General features: G+C 54.5%; 19 protein-coding genes. 12 read left to right on the forward strand and 7 right to left on the reverse strand.

The genetic code is table 11. The annotated features are described in order from the left end of the window. Positions 1–5: 5 nt before the first annotated feature. Together JBO43_RS11095 and JBO43_RS11100 are read right to left on the reverse strand one after the other, a co-directional pair. A complete protein-coding gene (locus JBO43_RS11095; protein WP_202674302.1) occupies positions 6–314 on the reverse strand; it encodes a copper-binding protein in 309 nt (102 codons plus the stop codon). 55 nt (positions 315–369) lie between these two features. Further along, the gene (locus JBO43_RS11100; protein WP_202674303.1) at positions 370–771 is read right to left on the reverse strand and encodes a hypothetical protein; all 402 of its coding nucleotides are present in this window, start codon (positions 769–771) and stop codon (positions 370–372) included. A gap of 342 nt (positions 772–1113) precedes the next feature. Here JBO43_RS11100 and dcuC point away from each other — a divergent pair, with 342 nt between their 5' ends. The 7 genes from dcuC to ptsP all read left to right on the forward strand — a co-directional run bounded on the left by dcuC (position 1114) and on the right by ptsP (position 9953). Further along, positions 1114–2487: an anaerobic C4-dicarboxylate transporter DcuC gene (gene dcuC / locus JBO43_RS11105; RefSeq protein WP_095281201.1), complete on the forward strand. Its 1374-nt coding sequence runs from the start codon at positions 1114–1116 to the stop codon at positions 2485–2487. Between the two features lie 224 nt (positions 2488–2711). After that, positions 2712–3521 carry a ribonuclease I gene (gene rna, locus JBO43_RS11110; protein ID WP_202674304.1) on the forward strand — a complete coding sequence of 270 codons (810 nt, stop codon included), beginning with the start codon at positions 2712–2714 and terminating at the stop codon, positions 3519–3521. Between the two features lie 173 nt (positions 3522–3694). After that, positions 3695–4021, forward strand: coding sequence for a PTS fructose transporter subunit IIB (locus tag JBO43_RS11115; protein ID WP_103946688.1), 327 nt, complete (start codon positions 3695–3697; stop codon positions 4019–4021). A gap of 24 nt (positions 4022–4045) precedes the next feature. Beyond that, positions 4046–5296 carry a PTS fructose transporter subunit IIC gene (locus tag JBO43_RS11120; protein ID WP_095281198.1) on the forward strand — a complete coding sequence of 417 codons (1251 nt, stop codon included), beginning with the start codon at positions 4046–4048 and terminating at the stop codon, positions 5294–5296. A gap of 12 nt (positions 5297–5308) precedes the next feature. Next, on the forward strand, positions 5309–6394 hold the full coding sequence (gene ypdF, locus JBO43_RS11125) for an aminopeptidase (protein WP_202674305.1): 1086 nt from the start codon (positions 5309–5311) through the stop codon (positions 6392–6394). Further along, positions 6394–7455 (forward strand): aminopeptidase, encoded by a 1062-nt coding sequence (gene ypdE / locus JBO43_RS11130; protein WP_103949457.1) that lies wholly within the window; start codon positions 6394–6396, stop codon positions 7453–7455. The genes ypdF and ypdE overlap by 1 nt, the downstream gene beginning before the upstream one ends. 2 nt (positions 7456–7457) lie before the next feature. Next, a complete protein-coding gene (gene ptsP, locus JBO43_RS11135) occupies positions 7458–9953 on the forward strand; it encodes a phosphoenolpyruvate--protein phosphotransferase (RefSeq protein ID WP_202674306.1) in 2496 nt (831 codons plus the stop codon). Here ptsP and JBO43_RS11140 read toward each other — a convergent pair. Continuing rightward, positions 9943–10812 carry a helix-turn-helix domain-containing protein gene (locus JBO43_RS11140; protein WP_237730017.1) on the reverse strand — a complete coding sequence of 290 codons (870 nt, stop codon included), beginning with the start codon at positions 10810–10812 and terminating at the stop codon, positions 9943–9945. The genes ptsP and JBO43_RS11140 overlap by 11 nt on opposite strands. A gap of 1 nt (position 10813) precedes the next feature. Beyond that, positions 10814–11434, reverse strand: coding sequence for a flavin reductase family protein (locus JBO43_RS11145; RefSeq protein WP_202674308.1), 621 nt, complete (start codon positions 11432–11434; stop codon positions 10814–10816). Between the two features lie 241 nt (positions 11435–11675). Between JBO43_RS11145 and rnk the strand changes: the two genes are divergently transcribed. The 3 genes from rnk (at position 11676) to uspG (ending at position 12881) form a co-directional block, all read left to right on the forward strand. After that, positions 11676–12086 (forward strand): nucleoside diphosphate kinase regulator, encoded by a 411-nt coding sequence (gene rnk, locus JBO43_RS11150; protein ID WP_095281192.1) that lies wholly within the window; start codon positions 11676–11678, stop codon positions 12084–12086. Between the two features lie 140 nt (positions 12087–12226). Further along, positions 12227–12316 carry a small membrane protein YldA gene (yldA, locus tag JBO43_RS23120; RefSeq protein ID WP_276329564.1) on the forward strand — a complete coding sequence of 30 codons (90 nt, stop codon included), beginning with the start codon at positions 12227–12229 and terminating at the stop codon, positions 12314–12316. A 136-nt stretch (positions 12317–12452) separates the two neighbouring features. Further along, positions 12453–12881 carry a universal stress protein UspG gene (gene uspG / locus JBO43_RS11155; protein WP_095281191.1) on the forward strand — a complete coding sequence of 143 codons (429 nt, stop codon included), beginning with the start codon at positions 12453–12455 and terminating at the stop codon, positions 12879–12881. 68 nt (positions 12882–12949) lie between these two features. Here the strand turns inward: uspG and ahpF are convergent, their stop codons facing one another. Together ahpF and ahpC are read right to left on the reverse strand one after the other, a co-directional pair. Then, positions 12950–14515 (reverse strand): alkyl hydroperoxide reductase subunit F, encoded by a 1566-nt coding sequence (gene ahpF, locus JBO43_RS11160; RefSeq protein WP_095281190.1) that lies wholly within the window; start codon positions 14513–14515, stop codon positions 12950–12952. A 173-nt stretch (positions 14516–14688) separates the two neighbouring features. Further along, entirely contained in the window at positions 14689–15252 is a 564-nt protein-coding gene (ahpC, locus tag JBO43_RS11165; protein WP_095281189.1) for an alkyl hydroperoxide reductase subunit C, read from the reverse strand. A 623-nt stretch (positions 15253–15875) separates the two neighbouring features. Between ahpC and JBO43_RS11170 the strand changes: the two genes are divergently transcribed. Both JBO43_RS11170 and JBO43_RS11175 read left to right on the forward strand, forming a co-directional pair. Next, positions 15876–17099 (forward strand): phosphoadenosine phosphosulfate reductase, encoded by a 1224-nt coding sequence (locus tag JBO43_RS11170; protein WP_202674309.1) that lies wholly within the window; start codon positions 15876–15878, stop codon positions 17097–17099. Next, on the forward strand, positions 17084–17710 hold the full coding sequence (locus tag JBO43_RS11175) for an IbrB-like domain-containing protein (RefSeq protein WP_202674310.1): 627 nt from the start codon (positions 17084–17086) through the stop codon (positions 17708–17710). The genes JBO43_RS11170 and JBO43_RS11175 overlap by 16 nt, the downstream gene beginning before the upstream one ends. On the opposite strand, the gene JBO43_RS11180 is transcribed toward JBO43_RS11175, so the two are convergent. Continuing rightward, positions 17711–18871 carry a pyridoxal phosphate-dependent aminotransferase gene (locus tag JBO43_RS11180; protein ID WP_202674311.1) on the reverse strand — a complete coding sequence of 387 codons (1161 nt, stop codon included), beginning with the start codon at positions 18869–18871 and terminating at the stop codon, positions 17711–17713. It abuts the gene before it with no gap. Between the last annotated feature and the right edge of the window lie 34 nt (positions 18872–18905).

Consider the following 18905-nt stretch of genomic DNA (forward strand, 5'->3'; position numbering starts at 1 on the left):
CTCCCTTAGTGCAGCGGCGTCAGCGAGATAATCTGGAATCCGTCACCCGCTCGTTCGAGCGTAAAGGTGACGCGATCGCCCACTTTCACCGAGGCAGTATCCGCGCTTTTCGCCAGCACAAAGGGCATGGTCATTGCGGGCCAGTTCAGCTCGGGAATCGCCTGATGTTGCAGGATAATTTGTGGCGGAGAGATTTCCTGAACCACGCCCTGGCCTTGCCAGTGCTGCGCAGCGGACGGCTCGGTAGCTTGAACAGAAAGAGAAGAAAGGGAAAGCAGTACGCCCGTAAGCGCAGAAACAATAATTGAACGCATGATAAAACTCCTGTTAATCGTAAATGAAAAATAAATTCAACGAATTAACAGTGAGTTATTCCCGGAACCGGCAAAAACGAATCGTTGCCGGCGGCCCTGCTGCGGGAGGGGTCAGGGACCATGCCGAATGCGCGACTTCGCTGCACGACGGCGTGTTTAAGGTGATCGTCATGGCCGCCGGAATAGCGACCAGCTGCGGCTGAGCAGGATCTTTTTGCACCTGATCCGGCACGCAGTGTTTTTCACACAGGGGAGAAATAGTGCTGAGTTGGTGATGCTGCGGCGTGTCCATCATATCCATATGCTGGATCATGGCACTTTCGCCGCGCGGGCTCAGGGAGCAGTCATGAGACGCCACCGCGACCTGGCTCTGGATCAGCAGCCAGCCAAACGCGAGCAAAAACATCAGCAGATGTTTTTTCAGAAAGCGCAGGCGGTAAGTCCAGCTGGCATGCATATTCGCGTCGTCGGGTATCAAAAGGAGCCCGAGTATATGAACAGCGCGTGTTGAAATTAAAGCTATTTTAAATAGTTTTACGTTCTTTATCTGTTCGCTGATAAAACCCTTCAAATATCACAACAATTAATTATCAACTTAGTGACATATAATAATCATAGCTACGGTCAATAGTGTGATGACACAAATGACGCAGTGGTGGCAAAATATCGTCGATGATAGTTCTAGTAGTGGTTTTATTGATTTTAGTCATCAATGACTGCCCATTTATTCGGCACATTTCCACACTTCTTATTTTTTGATTTTCCGTGCTCTCTGGGGAGCGCACGCACAGGGGAAACCATGCTTACCTTTATCGAACTCCTCATCGGAGTGGTCGTCATTGTCGGCGTTGCGCGCTACATCATTAAAGGCTATTCAGCCACCGGGGTATTATTCGTCGGGGGTTTAACCCTGCTGATTATTAGCGCGCTAATGGGCCACCAGGTGTTACCGGCCAGCGAAACCAGCACCGGATATACCGCCACCGATATTGTGGAATATATTAAAATTCTGCTGATGAGTCGCGGTGGCGACCTCGGTATGATGATTATGATGCTGTGTGGTTTTGCCGCCTATATGACCCATATCGGTGCTAACGATATGGTCGTCAAACTGGCCTCTAAACCGCTGCAATATATTAATTCCCCGTACATTCTGATGATTGCCGCCTATTTCGTGGCATGCCTGATGTCGCTGGCGGTCTCATCCGCTACCGGTCTCGGCGTGCTGCTGATGGCAACCCTGTTCCCGGTCATGGTGAACGTTGGGATCAGCCGTGGCGCTGCTGCGGCGATTTGCGCCTCCCCTGCGGCGATTATTCTTTCTCCGACATCGGGCGACGTGGTGCTGGCTGCGAAAGCCGCCGAAATGCCGCTCATCGACTTTGCCTTTAAAACTACGCTGCCAATCTCCATTGCCGCGATTATTGGCATGGCTGTCGCGCACTATTTCTGGCAGAAGTATCTCGATAAAAAAGAGAACATCAGCCACGAGATGCTGGATGTCAGCGAAATCACCACCACCGCGCCTTCGTTCTACGCCATTCTGCCGTTCACGCCGATCATTGGCGTACTGATTTTTGACGGCAAATGGGGTCCACAGCTGCACATTATTACCATTCTGGTGATCTGCATGTTGCTGGCGGCGGTGCTGGAATTTGTGCGTGGTTTTAACACTCAGAAAGTGTTCTCCGGGCTGGAAGTCGCGTATCGCGGAATGGCAGATGCCTTCGCGGGCGTAGTCATGCTGCTGGTCGCGGCGGGTGTATTCGCCCAGGGTTTGAGCACCATCGGCTTTATCCAGAGCCTGATTTCCATCGCCACCTCGTTCGGCTCTGCCAGCATTATTCTGATGCTGGTTCTGGTTGTCCTGACCATGCTGGCGGCGATGACCACGGGTTCCGGTAACGCGCCGTTCTATGCGTTTGTAGAGATGATTCCAAAACTGGCGCACTCTTCCGGTATTAACCCGGCTTATCTGTCGATTCCAATGCTGCAGGCTTCCAACCTTGGTCGTACAATTTCGCCAGTATCTGGCGTGGTCGTGGCGGTCGCTGGGATGGCAAAAATTTCGCCGTTCGAAGTTGTGAAACGCACCTCCGTTCCGGTGCTGGTCGGCCTGGTGATTGTGATTATCGCCACCGAAATTCTGGTGCCGGGTACGGTCGCGCATTAAGCGAGGTAAAAGCAAAACGGCAACGTAAGTTGTCGTTTTTAATGTTTGTTCCCTCTCCCCGTGGGAGAGGGCCAGGGTGAGGGCACCAGACCGCAGAGTCGTTTTGTAGGTCGGGTAAGCGCAGCGCCACCCGGCATCAAACATCACACCGAAGCGCCCACGGGCGCTTTTTGTGCTTTAATAAGTTCCTGGAATTAATTTCCCTTTAATCATCAGGAATTCAAATGTTCAGGAAGGATATTTTTCTTCGGTTCAGTGCAACCGCCCTTGCGCTGTGCGCATTCTCAGCCCATGCCGCCCCGCTTCAGGCCACACAGTATGCCGATTTCGATCGCTACGTTCTGGCACTTTCCTGGCAAACTGGATTTTGCCAGAGCATGCACGATCGCGATCGAAACGAACCTGACGAGTGCCGACTGCAAAAAGAGAGCCAGAACAAAACGGACTTCCTGACGGTTCACGGTCTATGGCCGAGCCTGCCTAAATCTATCGCCTCGCGTGGAGTAGACGATCGCCGCTGGACGCGTTTTGGCTGCGCCACTCGCCCTATTCCCAACATGCCGGAAGCCAAAGCCAGCCGTAAATGCGCCGCTGCCGAAACCGGGCTGTCGTTCGAAGCCGCCGCTAAGCTCAACAGCGTAATGCCAGGGGCTGGCGGTGAATCCTGTCTGGAACGCTACGAATACGCCAAGCACGGCGTATGCTTTGGGTTCGACCCCGATGCCTATTTTGGCACTATGGTGCGCATGAATCAGGAAGTGAAAGGCAGCGCACTGGGGAAATTCCTTGCCAATAATTACGGTAAAACCGTTTCGCGCCGCGACTTTGACGAAGCAGTCGCCAAAAGTTGGGGCAAAGCGTCGGTCAAAGCGGTCAAACTGACCTGTAACAACACCCCCGCTTACCTCACCGAAATGCAGATCTCACTCAACGCCGCGACGATCAACGCCCCGCTGACTGCCGCGTCCTTCGCCCCGCAGCCTCATCCAGGCAACTGCGGCAAGCAGTTTGTCATCGATAAAGTCGGCTACTGATCCTCTGCCGGACGATCCCGCGTCCGGCGTTTCATCCTTTTCCCTTATATGACGACCAGCGTCACACTTCTGATCTCACATCACTTTTATCCAGCCAATGCATCATTTCTCCGGTAAACAATCGTGAAACCTCCCCGCCATAATCGCGGTGTCATCAACAGGAGAATGTTCACATGGCTAAAAAACTGATTGCGCTGTGCGCCTGCCCGATGGGGCTGGCCCATACCTTTATGGCCGCTCAGGCGCTGGAAGAGGCCGCAGTAGAAGCGGGCTACGAAGTCAAAATTGAAACTCAGGGGGCGGATGGGATTCAGAACCGCTTAACGCCACAGGATATCGCGGGAGCAGACATCATTATCCACGCCATCGCCATCACCCCGGAAGACAACGAGCGCTTTGAAACGCGAGATGTGTACGAAATCACCCTTCAGGACGCCATTAAAAATGCGGCGGGAACCCTGAAGGACATCGAAGAATTGATTGCTGCAGAACAACAATAATCCTCCACCTCAGGGGTCTTCGTTATGGCAATTAAAAAACGCAGTGCGGTTCGGTCGGACGGTCACGAAGGCGATACTCTTGCCCTCAAAGCTGCCCCCGTCGCAACGGGCAATACCTTCTGGAAAGAACTTCCGCAGCACATCATGTCGGGAATTTCCCGCATGGTGCCAACGCTTATTATGGGCGGGGTGATCCTCGCCATTTCACAGCTCATCGCCTATGTCTGGCTGGAAATCCCGCCGGATACCGGCATTATGGATGCGCTAAATTCCGGGAAATTTACGGGCTTTAACCTGTCAGTGCTGAAGTTTGGTTATCTGACGGAATCCTTCGGCGGGCTGCTGTTCAGCTTCGCCATTCCGATGTTCTCCGCCTTTGTCGCCAACTCCATCGGCGGCAAGCTGGCCTTTCCGGCCGGTTTTATCGGTGGACTGGTCTCCACCCAGCCAACGCTGGTGCTGAATTTCGACGCGGAAAAGCTCACCTGGCTTGCGACAAAACCGGTGCCCTCGACCTTTATTGGCGCACTGATTATCGCCATTGCCGCGGGCTATCTGGTTAAATGGCTGAACAGCAAAATCGCGCTCCCTCAATATCTGCTGGCGTTTAAAAGCACCTTCCTGATCCCGATCCTCTCCGCGCTATTTGTGATGCTGGCAATGTATTACGTCATCACCCCAATTGGCGGCTGGTTAAATGCCGGTATGCGCGCCTTGCTGCTCGCCGCAGGCCAGTCCGGCTCGATGATGTACGCCATCGGCATGGCGGCGGCGACCGCTATCGATCTCGGGGGGCCGATCAACAAAGCGGCAGGTTTCGTCGGGCTCGGTCTCACCACCGACCACGTGCTGCCGATCACCTCCCGCGCCGTCGCGATTGTTATCCCGCCGATTGGTCTGGGGCTGGCGACGCTGATCGACCACCGCCTGACCGGCAAACGCCTGTTCAGCCCGCAGCTTTACCCGCAGGGGAAAACGGCGATGTTCCTGGCGTTCATGGGCATCAGCGAAGGGGCCATTCCCTTCCTGCTGGAGAACCCGCTCGCCACTTTACCGGCCTATATGGTGGGCGCGATTGCCGGGGCAATGACGGCCACTGCGCTCGGTGCCGTCCAGTGGTTCCCGGAGTCCGCTATCTGGGCGTGGCCGCTGGTCACCAATCTGGGAGCCTATATGCTCAGCATTCTGGTGGGTGCAACCATCACCGCCCTGCTGGTGGTGCTGATTCGCAACAACATGCACAAGCGCGGAAAACTCTCCGTCGATACGCTGTAAAGAGGTCTTAAGATGGAGTTACTGACAAGGCTGCGCGCCTGGCTGACCGCCGAAAAACTGGATGCTGTGCTGATCTCCTCGCGCCAGAACAAACAGCCGCATCTGGGGATTTCAACCGCTTCGGGCTACGTGCTGGTGACGCATCAAGCCGCGCATATCCTGACGGACTTTCGCTATTACAGCGATATCGCCTCGCGCGTGTCGGGTTATAGCCTTCACCTGCTGGATGCAGCTAACCCGCTGACTGCGTTGCTAAACAGCCTGATCGCTGAAGAGGGGATCGCCACGCTGGGCTTTGAAGGCGAACAGGTCAGTTGGCAAACCGGAAGCCAATGGCGCGATACGCTGGATGCGAAGCTTTGCAGTATCTCCCTCGATGCGTTGCGACAGATTAAAACCGCGGATGAAATCGACCGTATTCGCGCGGCCTGCCAGATTGCCGACCGCGCGGCACAGCATATTCGTTGCTTTATCCAGCCCGGCATGCGCGAGCGCGAGGTGGCGGCTGAACTGGAATGGTTTATGAAGCAGCAGGGAGCGGATAAACCCTCTTTTGACACCATCGTTGCCAGCGGAGCACGCGGAGCATTACCACACGGTAAAGCCACGGACAAAGTGATTGCCGCCGGCGAGATGGTCACACTCGATTTTGGCGCCCAACACCAGGGGTATTGTTCGGACATGACGAGGACGTTCCTTGTCGCCGGGCAAGGCCAGAAACCGGAGGACCATCCGCTCTACCGCGTTTACCAGACGGTACTTGAGGCACAGCTCGCCGCCATCGCAGCTATCAGGCCGGGCGTCGCCTGTCAGCAGATAGATGCCGCCGCCAGAACGGTCATCGAACGCGCGGGTTTCGGCCCGCAGTTCGGCCACAACACCGGGCATGCGATTGGCATCGACGTGCATGAAAATCCGCGATTTTCGCCGACCGACATGACCTTGCTACAACCCGGCATGCTGCTCACCGTTGAGCCGGGTATCTATATCGATGGCCTGGGCGGTGTGCGTATTGAAGACGTGGTGCTGATGACGGCCACGGGTGCTGAGGTTCTTTACACTATGGGAAAAACGCTACTGGCCACAGGGGAAAACTGATGGACACAGAACTGCTGCGAAAGCTGAGCGAAGCCGATGCCATCGCCGCCTCTGAGCAAGAGGTGCGCGATCTCCTGCTTATCGAAGCACAACATTACGGGAAAGAAGTGCAGTTTGACGGGCTTGGCTCAGTGCTTATCCGCGTCAATCACAGCGACGGTCCAAAGGTGATGGTCTGCGCCCATATGGATGAAGTCGGTTTCATCGTGCGCTCTGTTTCACGAGAAGGGGCTATCGACGTGTTGCCCGTCGGCAATGTCCGCATGATGGCGCGTACGCTGCAGCCGGTGCGGATCACTACCCGCGACGGGCGTAAAATTCCCGGCTTGCTGGATGGCGAGACGAAGGGCGAAACCGTCGAGAATTTGCGCGTCGATATCGGGGCCACATCCGCCGACGAGGTTCTGGCGTCAGGTATAGACGCGGGCGACCGCGTGACATTTGACACCCGTTTTCAGTCCCTTCCCCACCAGCGCGTGATGGGCAAAGCCTTTGACGACCGTCTCGGCTGCTATCTGCTGATAACCTTGCTGCGCGAGCTGCACGCCACACCGCTGGACTGCGAGCTGTGGCTGGTGGCGAGTTCCAGCGAAGAGGTCGGACTGCGGGGCGGGCAAACGGCCAGCCGAGCTGTAAATCCCGATCTCGCCCTGGTGCTGGACACCGCCTGCTGGTCAAAAAACTTCGATTACAGCAACGCCAACCACCGCCAGACGGGAGCCGGGCCGATGCTGGTGCTGTATGACAAATCGCTCGTTGCCCCGCCGAAGCTGACCGCTTTCGTTGAAGAGGTTGCACGCGCGCAGTGCATCCCGCTGCAAAAAGATATGTTCAGCAACGGCGGCACCGACGGCGGCGCTATCCACCTTTCCGGCACCGGCGTGCCGACCGTGGTGCTCGGGCCACCGACCCGGCACGGCCATTGCGCCGCATCCATCGCCGATACCCAGGATATTGACCATACCCACCAGCTGCTTGTTGCCCTGGTGGCTCGTCTGAATCGTGAGACCGTAGCGCATCTGTCGGACTTCAGATGCTTTCCTCACGATGAACGGAGATAAACATGTTATCGATTGAGTTCTGTTGCCCGCTGCCCAACGGCCTGCACGCTCGCCCGGCCTGGGCATTAAAAGAACAGTGCAGCGCGTGGCGCAGCGACATCCGCTTTATCAACAAGCGCCTCAACACCCACGCGGATGCCAAAAGCTCGCTGGCGCTGATCAGTACCGGCACACTCTTTAATGACAGCTGCGTACTGGAAATCAGCGGCAGCGACGAAGAACAAGCCCGGCGCGTCCTTGAGCATTACCTCACTGTCGCGTTCATCGACAGCGACAGCATTCCATCGGGCGATGCGCCCCATATCGCACATCCCCTTCCCCGCTCGCTGGTGCGGCTCAATCCCCAGTTACGTCAGGCCATTACCCTGGCAAGCGGCATTGGCACAGGCACGCTTCGCCGTCTGCAGAGCGATAACCTCGAACGCTATCGCCAGAACCCGGCAAGCGCGGAAGATATCACGCGTCTGGAGCACAGTCTGGCGACCCTCGCCGAACAGCTCAATCAGCGCTTGCGCGGGCTGGATGGCGAAAGTAAAACCATCATCAGCGCCCATTTGTCGCTTATTCAGGACGACGAATTTGGCGGCAATATTCGTCGTCTGATCGCAGAAGAACGCCTGAGCCTGGCGAATGCCATCATTCGCAATATGGAGCAAATCTGCGACAAGCTTTCGCTCTCCGCCAGTGACTACCTGCGTGAGCGGGTCAGCGATATCCGCGACATCAGCGAACAGTTGTTGAGCATTACCTGGCCTGAACTGAGCCAGACCACCACCTTTGCGCTGGAGACGCCGACCATTCTGGCGGCTGAGGATTTAACACCCAGTCAGTTTTTAAGTCTCGACACTCGCAAGCTTCAGGGATTGATCCTCGAGAAAACCGGTCGCACCTCCCACACGCTTATTCTGGCGCGTGCGGCATCAGTGCCGGTGATGAGTGGGCTTAGCGTGGCGTCGCTAACGGCGGATATCGGCAAAGAGGTGATTCTGGACGGGGTGTGCAGCGTGCTCGTCGTCGAACCTGACGAAGCCGTCAGCCACTACTACAGCGTGGCACAACGCCTCGCCGACAAACGTCATCAGCAGCAGATCAAGCACGCCGGATTGCCCGCAGTGACGCGGGATAATGTCCCGGTGGCGATCGCCGCTAATATCGGCAGTGCGCTGGAAGCGCCCGGTGCCTTTGCCAACGGCGCTCAGGGCGTGGGGCTGTTTCGCACAGAAATGCTGTACATGGATCGTGACGCGGCGCCGGACGAGCAGGAACAGTTTGAGGCCTACCAGCAAGTGCTGTTGTCCGCCGAAGGCAAACCGGTCATTTTCCGCACGATGGATATCGGCGGGGATAAACAGATCCCGTGGCTCAATATTCCGCAAGAAGAGAACCCGTTTCTCGGCTACCGCGCGGTGCGCATCTACCCTGAGTTTGTCGAGCTTTTCCGCACCCAGCTACGCGCCATTTTGCGCGCAGGAGCGAGCGGTAACGCCCTGTTGATGATCCCGATGGTGCACAGTCTCGATCAAATTTTATGGGTAAAACAGGAGTTGCGGAACGTACAGGAGGCGCTGAAAGCGCAAGGGCTGCGTCATACCTCGCATCTGCCGCTGGGCATCATGGTCGAGGTGCCTTCGGTCTGTTTCATCATCGATCACTTCTGTGACGAGGTGGATTTTTTCAGCATCGGCTCAAATGACATGACCCAATATCTGTATGCGGTCGATCGCAACAACCCGCGCGTGTCGCCGCTGTATAACCCGATCACGCCGTCATTTTTACGCATGGTGCGCCAGATTGTCACCGCCGCCCACCGTCACGGGAAATGGGTCGGTATTTGCGGTGAACTCGCCGGTGAATGCCGCTATCTTCCTCTGCTGCTGGGGCTGGGCATTGATGAGTTCAGCATGAGCGGCCCTCGAATCCCGCCGGTGAAAACGCAGCTACGCCAGCTTGAAAGTCTCGCCTGTCAGGCATTGGCCGATAACGCCTGCGAATGCCGCAGCGCGGAGGAAATAGAAGAACTGCTTACCGAATTCACCCCGCAAGAACCTGCGCGCCCGCTGCTGGCGCTGGAGAATATTGTGGTAAATGAGCCGCTCACGTCGAAAGAGCAAGTGCTCCAGTTCCTGTGCGGCAATCTGGCGATTCAAGGGCGTACAGATAACCCGCTAGAGCTGGAAGAAGATCTCTGGCAGCGCGAAGAAATTGTCACCACCGCAGTGGGTTTCGGCGTGGCCATTCCGCACACCAAATCCGCGTGGATACGCCATTCCAGCATCAGCATCGCACGCCTGGAAAAGCCCATCGACTGGGAGTCCGATATGGGTGAAGTAGAGCTGGTGATCATGCTGACGCTCGGCGCGCAGGAAGGGATCAACCACGTCAAAGTCTTCTCTCAGCTCGCGCGTAAACTGGTCAACAAAGCGTTTCGCGCGTCGCTGTTTGCGGCCAATTCCCCCCAACAGATCCTTGATCTGCTCAACGCCGAACTCAGCTTCTGACCGTAACTGAAAAACGTGCGCGGTACTCACCCGGCGTCAGGCCAAACTGGCGCCGAAACAGCCGACAAAAATAGTCGCTGTCGGGGTAGCCGCAGCGTTTCGCCACCTCACTCACGGGCAGGTGGTACTTTTGCAAAATCGTGCGCGCTTTGGCCATCCGCACCCAGCGCACATAATCCACAAAGTTCATGGTTCCTTGCTGTGAAAACAGGCGGGACAGATGGTTGGGAGTGATGGTAAACAGCGCGGCGACGCTCTCGCGTGAGACCGACCCGGCATAATTTTCCTGCACCCAGTTGCAGATGCTCTGATAGAGAAAATCCCCGCGCGATAAGCCCGGCTCAGGCTTTGTACTCACCACTTTACGGCACCAGTGCAACACGCTCAGGGTCAGCGGCTGAATGATCGCCTGATCCTGCGGCGAGGCGCTCAGATGGGTCAACGCCATCAGCATCGCCGCGCATTCGCCCCGTTCAGGATGCGGTAATTCAATTTTTCGTTGTGGATACACGGGCTGCCCGCTGCGAGAGTCGAGAAACGCCAGACCGAGCCATGAAGGGGCAAAGACAATACTCAGCAACATGGTCGGTTTTTCAAACGCCGACATATTCGCGGCTCCGGCGGGAATAAACAGCATCTCCCCCTGCCCGATCACCTTTTGTTCAGCAACCAGCCGGTTGCCGTATTCACCGCGCAACACCACATCAAGACGTGGCCACTCAATGCTAAAACAACCCGCAGGAAGCATGGCATGACAATGCGCAAACCAGACACGTCCCAGCTGCTGCGGATTGAGGACCAGACCGCTGAACAGGTCGGCAAAAAACTGCTGATCGGCGGGTAAGGAGCGCTCAGGCATATTACCCCCTGCGCGCATCCGGGCGCACCAGATCAAAACGGTGGTCTTCGCTTATGGAATAGTAAGCCGAAGGCCCGCCCGCACGTAGCACCGGATTGGCCTTCGCGGTCTGATAAATGCCGTCTTCCAGCAGCGACTGTGCAATATGAATTCCGACGACTTCACCCAGTACCAGCCAGCTATCAATCGCCGTTCCGTCTGCGGCGGTCAGTTGAATGCATTGCGACAGTCGGCACTCAAAGTTCACCGGGCTTTCTGCCACCCGCGGCACCTTGACCAGCCTGCTCTCAGCTTTTGTTAGCCCCGCAAACACAAATTCATCTTCCCCTTGAGGAAGGCTGGCGGAGGTTTCATTCATCGCCTGAGCAAGTTCGCGCGTGGCAAGATTCCAGACAAACTCTTTGGTCTCGACGATATTTCGTACGCTGTCCTTCCAGCCGCTGCTGGCAAAACCAATAATGGGCGGACGGTAATTAAAACAGTTGAAGAAACTGTACGGTGCCAGATTGGTATGCCCTACGGCATCCTGTGAGGCAATCCAGCCGATTGGCCGCGGGCCGATAATGCCATTCAGGGGATCGTGCGGCAAACCATGTCCCTGCGAAGGCTGATAAAAGTACACTATGCTCTCCAGTGAATAGTCAGAACCTCATTATGCCGCGCGATCTCGCCTGGTGCAGCAGCAACCCTGAAATCATGCCGGTATAAAAGCCATCTGCGCAATGAATGTGACATTCATCACTTCAAAGTTAGGTGCTCAGTGAGTATCATCAGGAGAGATAAAACCCTCGCTGCCAGACGGCGAGGGTTTTCTTTTGGATTGGTTTCTGCGGGATACGCAGCATTAACGACATGGAGTAAAAATGTCCAGACCTACAATTATCATTAATGAGCTCGACGCAGAACGTATCGATCGCCTTCTGGAAAAAGCAGAATTTGCTTCACTGCCCGTTGCCGATGCCCTAAACGCCGAGCTGGACCGGGCGCAAATGTGTACCCCGGAGACGATGCCACACGACGTGGTGACGATGAACAGCCAGGTGAAATTCCGCGATCTCACCACCGGTGAAGAGCGCACCCGTACGCTGGTCTACCCGGCGCAAATGACTGACAGCAGCACCCAGCTTTCAGTGCTCGCGCCAGTCGGCGCCGCGCTGCTCGGCCTGCGTACTGGCGATACTATTCACTGGGAATTACCCGGCGGTACCTCGGCGCATCTGGAAGTGCTGGAATTGCTATACCAGCCAGAAGCCGCTGGCGATTACCTTCGTTAATCCTATCTGAATAAGCGCCATCACCGCTTTGCCCAGAGGATGCGTCTGCATCCTCTTTCCGTAAAATCACCTTAATTTCTTATAGATGCCATAATTATCTTCATCCAGGCTTAATCCGTTTCATCACCTTAAGGACGGACATGAATGAGATAGTGGTCATCTCCCTGATCTATTTCATTTTTCTGGCGATAATCGTCACGGCCGTGCTTTACCTCGAACGCCACTGGTAGCCTTAAATTCCCGCCCACAGTTCGCAAATCTACGTCAATAAACGCAACGATATGAAAAAGTGTCTGACAGCTATCAGAAACAGATATTATTTTATGTTTGAATGATTTCAGCGTTTATAAACATGGAGAAACGGGTATGTACCAGACAATCATTATGCCGGTTGATGTTTTTGAAATGGAACTGAGCGACAAGGCCGTACGCCACGCCGAGTTTCTGGCGCAACAGGACGGCATAATTCATCTTCTTCACGTCTTACCTGGATCTGCCAGTCTGAGCCTGCATCGCTTTGCTGCCGATGTCCGCCGCTTTGAAGAGCATCTCCAGCACGAAGCCGAAGCCCGGTTACAAACTATGGTGAGCCACTTCAGCATCGATCCGTCGAGAATCAAAACCCACGTTCGCTTCGGCAGCGTGCGCGATGCGGTGAACGAAATGGCCAACGAACTGAAAGCCGACGTGGTGGTCATCGGTTCACGCAATCCGTCGATCAGCACCCATCTGCTGGGCTCTAACGCCTCCAGCGTGATTCGCCACACCCACATTCCGGTGATGGTTGTCAGATAATCACCCAAAAGAAAAACCCCGCTTTCGCGGGGTTTTGTCTGGTGCAGGTGCAGCCTTACTTTCTTTTATTATGCTGTTTTGGTGCGAATCAGATAATCAAATGAGCTTAATGACGCTTTCGCCCCTTCGCCGGTGGCGATGATAATCTGCTTGTACGGCACCGTGGTGCAGTCGCCCGCCGCAAACACGCCCTTCACGCTGGTTTCGCATTTGGCGTCGATGATGATTTCGCCCATACGGTTGCGCTCAATGGCGCCTTCCAGCCAGGTGGTGTTTGGCAACAAACCAATCTGCACGAAAATCCCTGACAGCGGCACGCTGTGAACGTCACCGCTCACGCGGTCGCGGTATTCCAGGCCGGTCACTTTAGTGCCATCGCCTTTCACTTCCGTCGTCTGTGCGTTCAGCACGATATCGACGTTCTTCAGGCTGCGCACTTTATCCTGCAATACCTGGTCGGCTTTCATTTCTGGTGCAAATTCCAGCAGCGTTACGTGTTCCACAATGCCGGCCAGATCGATGGCGGCTTCCACGCCGGAGTTACCACCGCCGATCACTGCGACGCGCTTACCTTTAAACAGCGGGCCGTCGCAGTGTGGGCAGTAGGTCACGCCTTTGGTGCGATACTGATCTTCACCCGGCACGTTCATGTTGCGCCATTTCGCGCCGGTGGCAATGATCACGCTGCGCGCTTTCAGCACCGCGCCGGAGGCGGTTTCAATCTGATGTAAGCCACCTTCCTGCGCCGCCGGAACCAGTTTGCTGGCACTCTGGCTGTCGATCACGTCCACTTCATAATCGCTAACGTGCGCTTTCAGTGCGCCCGCCAGTTTTTGACCTTCGGTTTTTGGCACGGAGATGTAGTTTTCGATATCCACGGTGTCGAGCACCTGACCACCAAAACGCTCGCCCATCAGGCCAGTACGAATCCCTTTACGCGCCGAGTAAACAGCCGCTGCCGCACCCGCCGGGCCGGAGCCGACAATCAGCACGTCGTACACGTCACGTTTGTTCAGCTCTTCTGCCGCACGTTTCTCCGCGCCGGTATCGATTTTGGCTACGATTTCGGTCAGCGTCATTCGCCCCTGGCCGAACTCTTTACCGTTCACGTAAACCGCCGGAACGCCCATCACGTTGCGATCGGTGATTTCATTCTGGAATACGCCGCCGTCGATGGCCGTGTGTTTGATACGCGGGTTAAGCACCGACATCAGGTTCAGGGCCTGCACCACGTCCGGACAGTTGTGGCACGAGAGCGAATAGTAGGTTTCGAACTCAAAATCACCGTCGATTTGGCTTATCTGCTCAAGCAAAGACTGCGCTTCTTTCGACGGATGTCCACCGGTCCACAGCAGCGCCAGCACCAGAGAAGTAAACTCATGGCCCAGCGGAGAGCCAGCAAAGCGCGGCCCCTGGTCAGAACCCGGATTGGTAATCAAAAATGACGGCTTGCGCACCGCCAGCGTATTGTCTTCTTTAAAGGTCACTTTCGGTGACAGTTCAGCGATTTCCGCCAGCAGTTCCTTGATTTCTGCCGATTTAGCGCTGTCATCCAGCGTGGCAATCAACTCAACAGGTTTGGTCAGTTTCTCAAGGTAGGCCTTGAGCTGGGTTTTCATGTTGGTGTCGAGCATCATTAATCTCCTGCTTAAAAAACATCATCATGCAAGCTGCCTTGTTGGGCGGCCTGAATGCGGCTTGCATCATGGGGTTTGGAATAAAACGGGTGCGTGGTGCACCCGTTTGTAGACCGGTCTTGTAGGCCGGATAAGCGTAGCGCCATCCGGCTTCAAAGCGCCTGAAAATCTTAAATCTTACCAACCAGGTCCAGGGATGGAGCCAGCGTTGCTTCGCCTTCTTTCCACTTAGCCGGGCACACTTCACCTGGGTGAGAAGCCACGTACTGCGCTGCTTTGATTTTACGCAGCAGGTCAGATGCATCACGGCCGATACCTTCAGCGGTAACTTCGATCGCCTGGATAATACCCTGCGGGTCAACAACGAAGGTTGCACGATCTGCCAGACCTTCATCTTCACGCATGTTTTCGAAGTTACGGGTCAGGGCGCCAGTCGGGTCGCCGATCATCGCGTATTTGATTTTGGCGATGGTTTCAGAGCTGCCGTGCCAAGCTTTGTGAGTAAAGTGGGTATCGGTGGAAACAGAGTAAACGTCCACGCCCAGTTTCTGCAGTTCGTCGTAATGATCCGCTACGTCGCCCAGTTCGGTCGGGCAAACGAAGGTGAAGTCAGCCGGATAGAAGAAGAATACGCTCCAGCGACCTTCGGTATCTTTCTCGGTCACTTCAACGAATTCACCGTTTTTGAACGCCTGGTTTTTGAAAGGTTTAATTTTGGTGTTAATCAAAGACATCTGTACTTCCTCCGTGTTGTCGTTGAGATGTAAGGTAACGAACTTTGGCCGAGGCGGCTAATGCGTTTGCCGTATCAAATCAATCAGCCATACCTTACAACCCGAACAAGACATCGTTGTGAACGTTTTGGATGGGACCAAAAGTAAAAAGGCCGCCTCAGAGGGCGGCCCAGATACCTGAACTCCCTACAAGGTCATTCAGTGCCAGCATGCGCTGGCGTTGCGTTGCGCTCTACATCACCTGAGTCAGGTTGTAACAGCGAAACGATTACACCACCCGGACGCACATTGAGCAATCCACCGCAGAAGCATTCGTGTCTATGGCTGTGATAGGTTTGACCGAACAAGGAGCGATTTTATTTAACCATTAAAAATACAAAATAATAATATTTTATATTTAAACATTCATGTGGTTTATTATTCACAGACCCAGACAGCCCCTCATAAAAATAAAAAACTCGCGAATACCGTCCGTTCAAATCAGCGTTCACGCTAATCACACCCGGCCATTATCAATCACTCATGATTTTCTTTTTACACATTATGAAGAATTGCTTTATTATCAGAAGCTAATTTAAGTTAAAGGCCTATTATGGCATCAAATAGCCATATCGAGGTTAAACATGTCTATCTATAAATATCCCCTTAATCATGATGTCCTCGACGCGGCAATAGAGAGAATCGACTGGACACTGGAAAACTTATCTAAAGTTTGCGTCTCTTTTTCGGGTGGAAAAGATTCCACTATCATGTTGCATCTTACGGCACAACGCGCACGCCAGCAGAAGCGCAAAATTAGCGTATTATTTATCGACTGGGAGGCGCAATTTTCCTGCACTATTGCTCACATCGAAAACATGCGCGCACAGTATCACGACGTGATCGACCAATTTTATTGGGTTGCTTTGCCACTCACCACCCAAAATTCGCTGTCACAATTTCAACCCGAGTGGCAGTGCTGGGAACCCGGCACTGACTGGGTCCGCCAGCCGCCTGCGGATGCCATCACCGACCCGCTTTACTTTGATTTTTATCAGCAGGGTATGACCTTTGAATGCTTTGTCAGAGCGTTTTCCGACTGGTACGCCCAAAAACGCCCTGCGGCCGTGATGATTGGCATTCGCGCTGATGAATCCTATAACCGCTTTCTGAGCATCGCCAATGCGCGCAAACAGCGCTTTGCGGACGATAAGCCGTGGACCACCATCGCGCCGGGCGGCCACGCCTGGTATCTGTATCCAATCTATGACTGGAAAACAGCCGATATCTGGACCTGGTTTGCCAAAAGCGGCTGTTGCTATAACCCGTTGTACAACCTGATGTATCAGGCCGGTGTTCCGTTACGCTATATGCGTATTTGCGAACCTTTTGGCCCGGAACAGCGCCAGGGGTTATGGCTCTACCATGTGCTTGAACCTGAGCGCTGGGCGGCGATGTGCGAACGCGTCAGCGGCGTCAGAAGTGGAGGAATCTACGCAGGCCACGACAACCATTTCTACGGTCACCGTAAAATCCTTAAACCTGAGCATCTTTGCTGGCAAGAATACGCCATGTTATTACTCGACAGCATGCCAGAGAAGACGGCGGAACATTATCGCAACAAAATTGCGGTCTATTTACACTGGTATCAAAAGCACGGGGAAAACAATATTCCCGATACGCAGACCGGAGATATTGGTTCAAAAGATATCCCCTCCTGGCGAAGAATTTGCAAGGTGCTTCTTAATAATGATTACTGGTGTCGCGCATTATCATTTAGCCCAAATAAACCTAAACATTACCAGCGCTACAGCGACCGAATGAAAAACAAACGTCAGGAGTGGGGAATTTTATGCAACAGCGATTAATTCATGAAATGAAACATTATCTGCAATCACTTTCTGAAGATGAGAAAATTGCCGCCATCAACTCTTTCCGTCAAGCCATTCATGAACTCAGCCCCTTTCGTGAACAGCCTGTCGACTGTGTACTTTGGGTAAAACAAGAAGAGATCACCGCCAACGATTACAACCCTAATAATGTGGCACCGCCAGAAAAACGCCTGCTCAGCAAATCGCTGGAACTGGATGGTTTTACGCAGCCCATCCTGGTGAGTGAAAACTGCCCGCATCATTATGTCATCGTGGATGGCTTTCACCGGCATGAAATTGGTACCCATCGGGCAGCGCTGAAGCGCCAGCTGAAGGGCTATTTGCCCGTCACCTGTCTGCGTAAAGAGCGGCAGGAAAAGTTCGACCGAATGGCGTCGACTATCCGGCATAACCGTGCACGCGGTCGTCATCAAATCAACTCCATGTCGGAGATTATCCGCGAACTGGTATTGCTGGGCTGGAACGATGAGAAGATCGGCAAGGAGCTAGGGATGGACAGCGATGAAGTGCTGCGCCTGAAGCAAATCAACGGCCTGCTGGAACTGTTTGCAGACCGTCGTTATTCAGAAGCCTGGACAGTGAAATAACTACAGTGTGTTAAGGCGCTCGGCAGCCGCTAACAGCGTCGATTCCTGCTTCGCAAAACAGAGCCGAATCAGTTTGTGCGGGAACGGATCGGCGCAAAATACTGATAATGGAATGGCGGCAACGCCTGCCTCTTTGGTCAGCCACTGGCAAAAACTCACGTCATCCAGACTGGAAATCGCGCTGTAATCTGCCAGTAAAAAGTAGGTCCCTTCGCAAGGCAGAATTTCCAGTCGGCTGCTGCTGAGCGCATTCACAAACAGATCGCGGCGCGCACGATAAAATTCCGGTAACTCCCGATAGTGTTCCGGCTCGGCGCGGAGCATATCCGCCAGCGCCAACTGCGCCGGGGTATTCACTGCAAAGGTCAGATATTGATGAACCTTGCGCAGCTCCGCGCTGATCGCGGCAGGCGCCACGCAATAACCCACTTTCCAGCCGGTCATATGGTAGGTCTTACCAAATGACGACACCGCAATCGCCCGTTCACGCAGCTGCGGATGGGCGAGCACGCTGGCATGCCCTTCTTCGGCAAAACAGATGTGTTCGTACACTTCGTCACTCAGGACATAGATTTCACGCTCGGCAATCGCCTGCCACAGGGCGGCGAAATCCGCTTTGCGCCAGACGGTCGCTGACGGATTGTGCGGTGTATTCAGGATGACCAGACGGGTTTTGTCGCTCAGCAACGCCGCGAAGGCGTGCCAGTCAGGGCGAAAATGCGGCGGCTGAAGCGCCACACGTTTTACCACTCCGCCGGAGAGTTCAATCGCTGGCGCATAGCTGTCATAACTTGGGTCGAAGCAAATCACCTCATCGCCGGTACGCACCAGCGCGGTAATCGCTGCATACAACGCCTCCGTCGCGCCCGCCGTCACAGTGACTTCACTGTTAGCATCCGGCTTGTAGCCATACAGTTCCCGCGTTTTGTCGGCGATCGCTTCACGCAGCGGCAGTGCGCCCGTCATCGGCGCATACTGATTCGCACCCATCGCAACGTGGTAAGCCAGCCTTTCCTGCAAATACCCTGGCCCATCAAAATCCGGGAATCCCTGCGAAAGATTAATGGCGTTGTGCTGCTGAGCCAGGGCGCTCATTTGCGTAAAGATAGTCGTACCCAGGTTGGGAAGTTTGCTCTTAGGAATCAACGGGTTATTGCTCATTGTATCGCGCCTGCGTGTAATACTTATGTTGCTG

Source organism: Lelliottia jeotgali (genome assembly GCF_016771845.1).
GTDB lineage: Bacteria > Pseudomonadota > Gammaproteobacteria > Enterobacterales > Enterobacteriaceae > Enterobacter > Enterobacter jeotgali.

Bases quoted from the DNA above. Each gene is read 5' to 3' on its own strand.
- JBO43_RS11100 (WP_202674303.1), bottom strand. From the start codon at position 771: ATGCATGCCAGCTGGACTTACCGCCTGCGCTTTCTGAAAAAACATCTG.
- ahpF (WP_095281190.1), bottom strand. From the start codon at position 14,515: ATGCTCGACACCAACATGAAAACCCAGCTCAAGGCCTACCTTGAGAAA.
- JBO43_RS11170 (WP_202674309.1), top strand. From the start codon at position 15,876: ATGTCTATCTATAAATATCCCCTTAATCATGATGTCCTCGACGCGGCA.
- JBO43_RS11180 (WP_202674311.1), bottom strand. From the start codon at position 18,871: ATGAGCAATAACCCGTTGATTCCTAAGAGCAAACTTCCCAACCTGGGT.
- rnk (WP_095281192.1), top strand. From the start codon at position 11,676: ATGTCCAGACCTACAATTATCATTAATGAGCTCGACGCAGAACGTATC.
- dcuC (WP_095281201.1), top strand. From the start codon at position 1,114: ATGCTTACCTTTATCGAACTCCTCATCGGAGTGGTCGTCATTGTCGGC.
- ypdF (WP_202674305.1), top strand. From the start codon at position 5,309: ATGGAGTTACTGACAAGGCTGCGCGCCTGGCTGACCGCCGAAAAACTG.
- ahpC (WP_095281189.1), bottom strand. From the start codon at position 15,252: ATGTCTTTGATTAACACCAAAATTAAACCTTTCAAAAACCAGGCGTTC.
- uspG (WP_095281191.1), top strand. From the start codon at position 12,453: ATGTACCAGACAATCATTATGCCGGTTGATGTTTTTGAAATGGAACTG.
- JBO43_RS11140 (WP_237730017.1), bottom strand. From the start codon at position 10,812: ATGCCTGAGCGCTCCTTACCCGCCGATCAGCAGTTTTTTGCCGACCTG.
- JBO43_RS11095 (WP_202674302.1), bottom strand. From the start codon at position 314: ATGCGTTCAATTATTGTTTCTGCGCTTACGGGCGTACTGCTTTCCCTT.
- ptsP (WP_202674306.1), top strand. From the start codon at position 7,458: ATGTTATCGATTGAGTTCTGTTGCCCGCTGCCCAACGGCCTGCACGCT.
- yldA (WP_276329564.1), top strand. From the start codon at position 12,227: ATGAATGAGATAGTGGTCATCTCCCTGATCTATTTCATTTTTCTGGCG.
- JBO43_RS11115 (WP_103946688.1), top strand. From the start codon at position 3,695: ATGGCTAAAAAACTGATTGCGCTGTGCGCCTGCCCGATGGGGCTGGCC.
- JBO43_RS11175 (WP_202674310.1), top strand. From the start codon at position 17,084: ATGCAACAGCGATTAATTCATGAAATGAAACATTATCTGCAATCACTT.
- rna (WP_202674304.1), top strand. From the start codon at position 2,712: ATGTTCAGGAAGGATATTTTTCTTCGGTTCAGTGCAACCGCCCTTGCG.
- JBO43_RS11120 (WP_095281198.1), top strand. From the start codon at position 4,046: ATGGCAATTAAAAAACGCAGTGCGGTTCGGTCGGACGGTCACGAAGGC.
- ypdE (WP_103949457.1), top strand. From the start codon at position 6,394: ATGGACACAGAACTGCTGCGAAAGCTGAGCGAAGCCGATGCCATCGCC.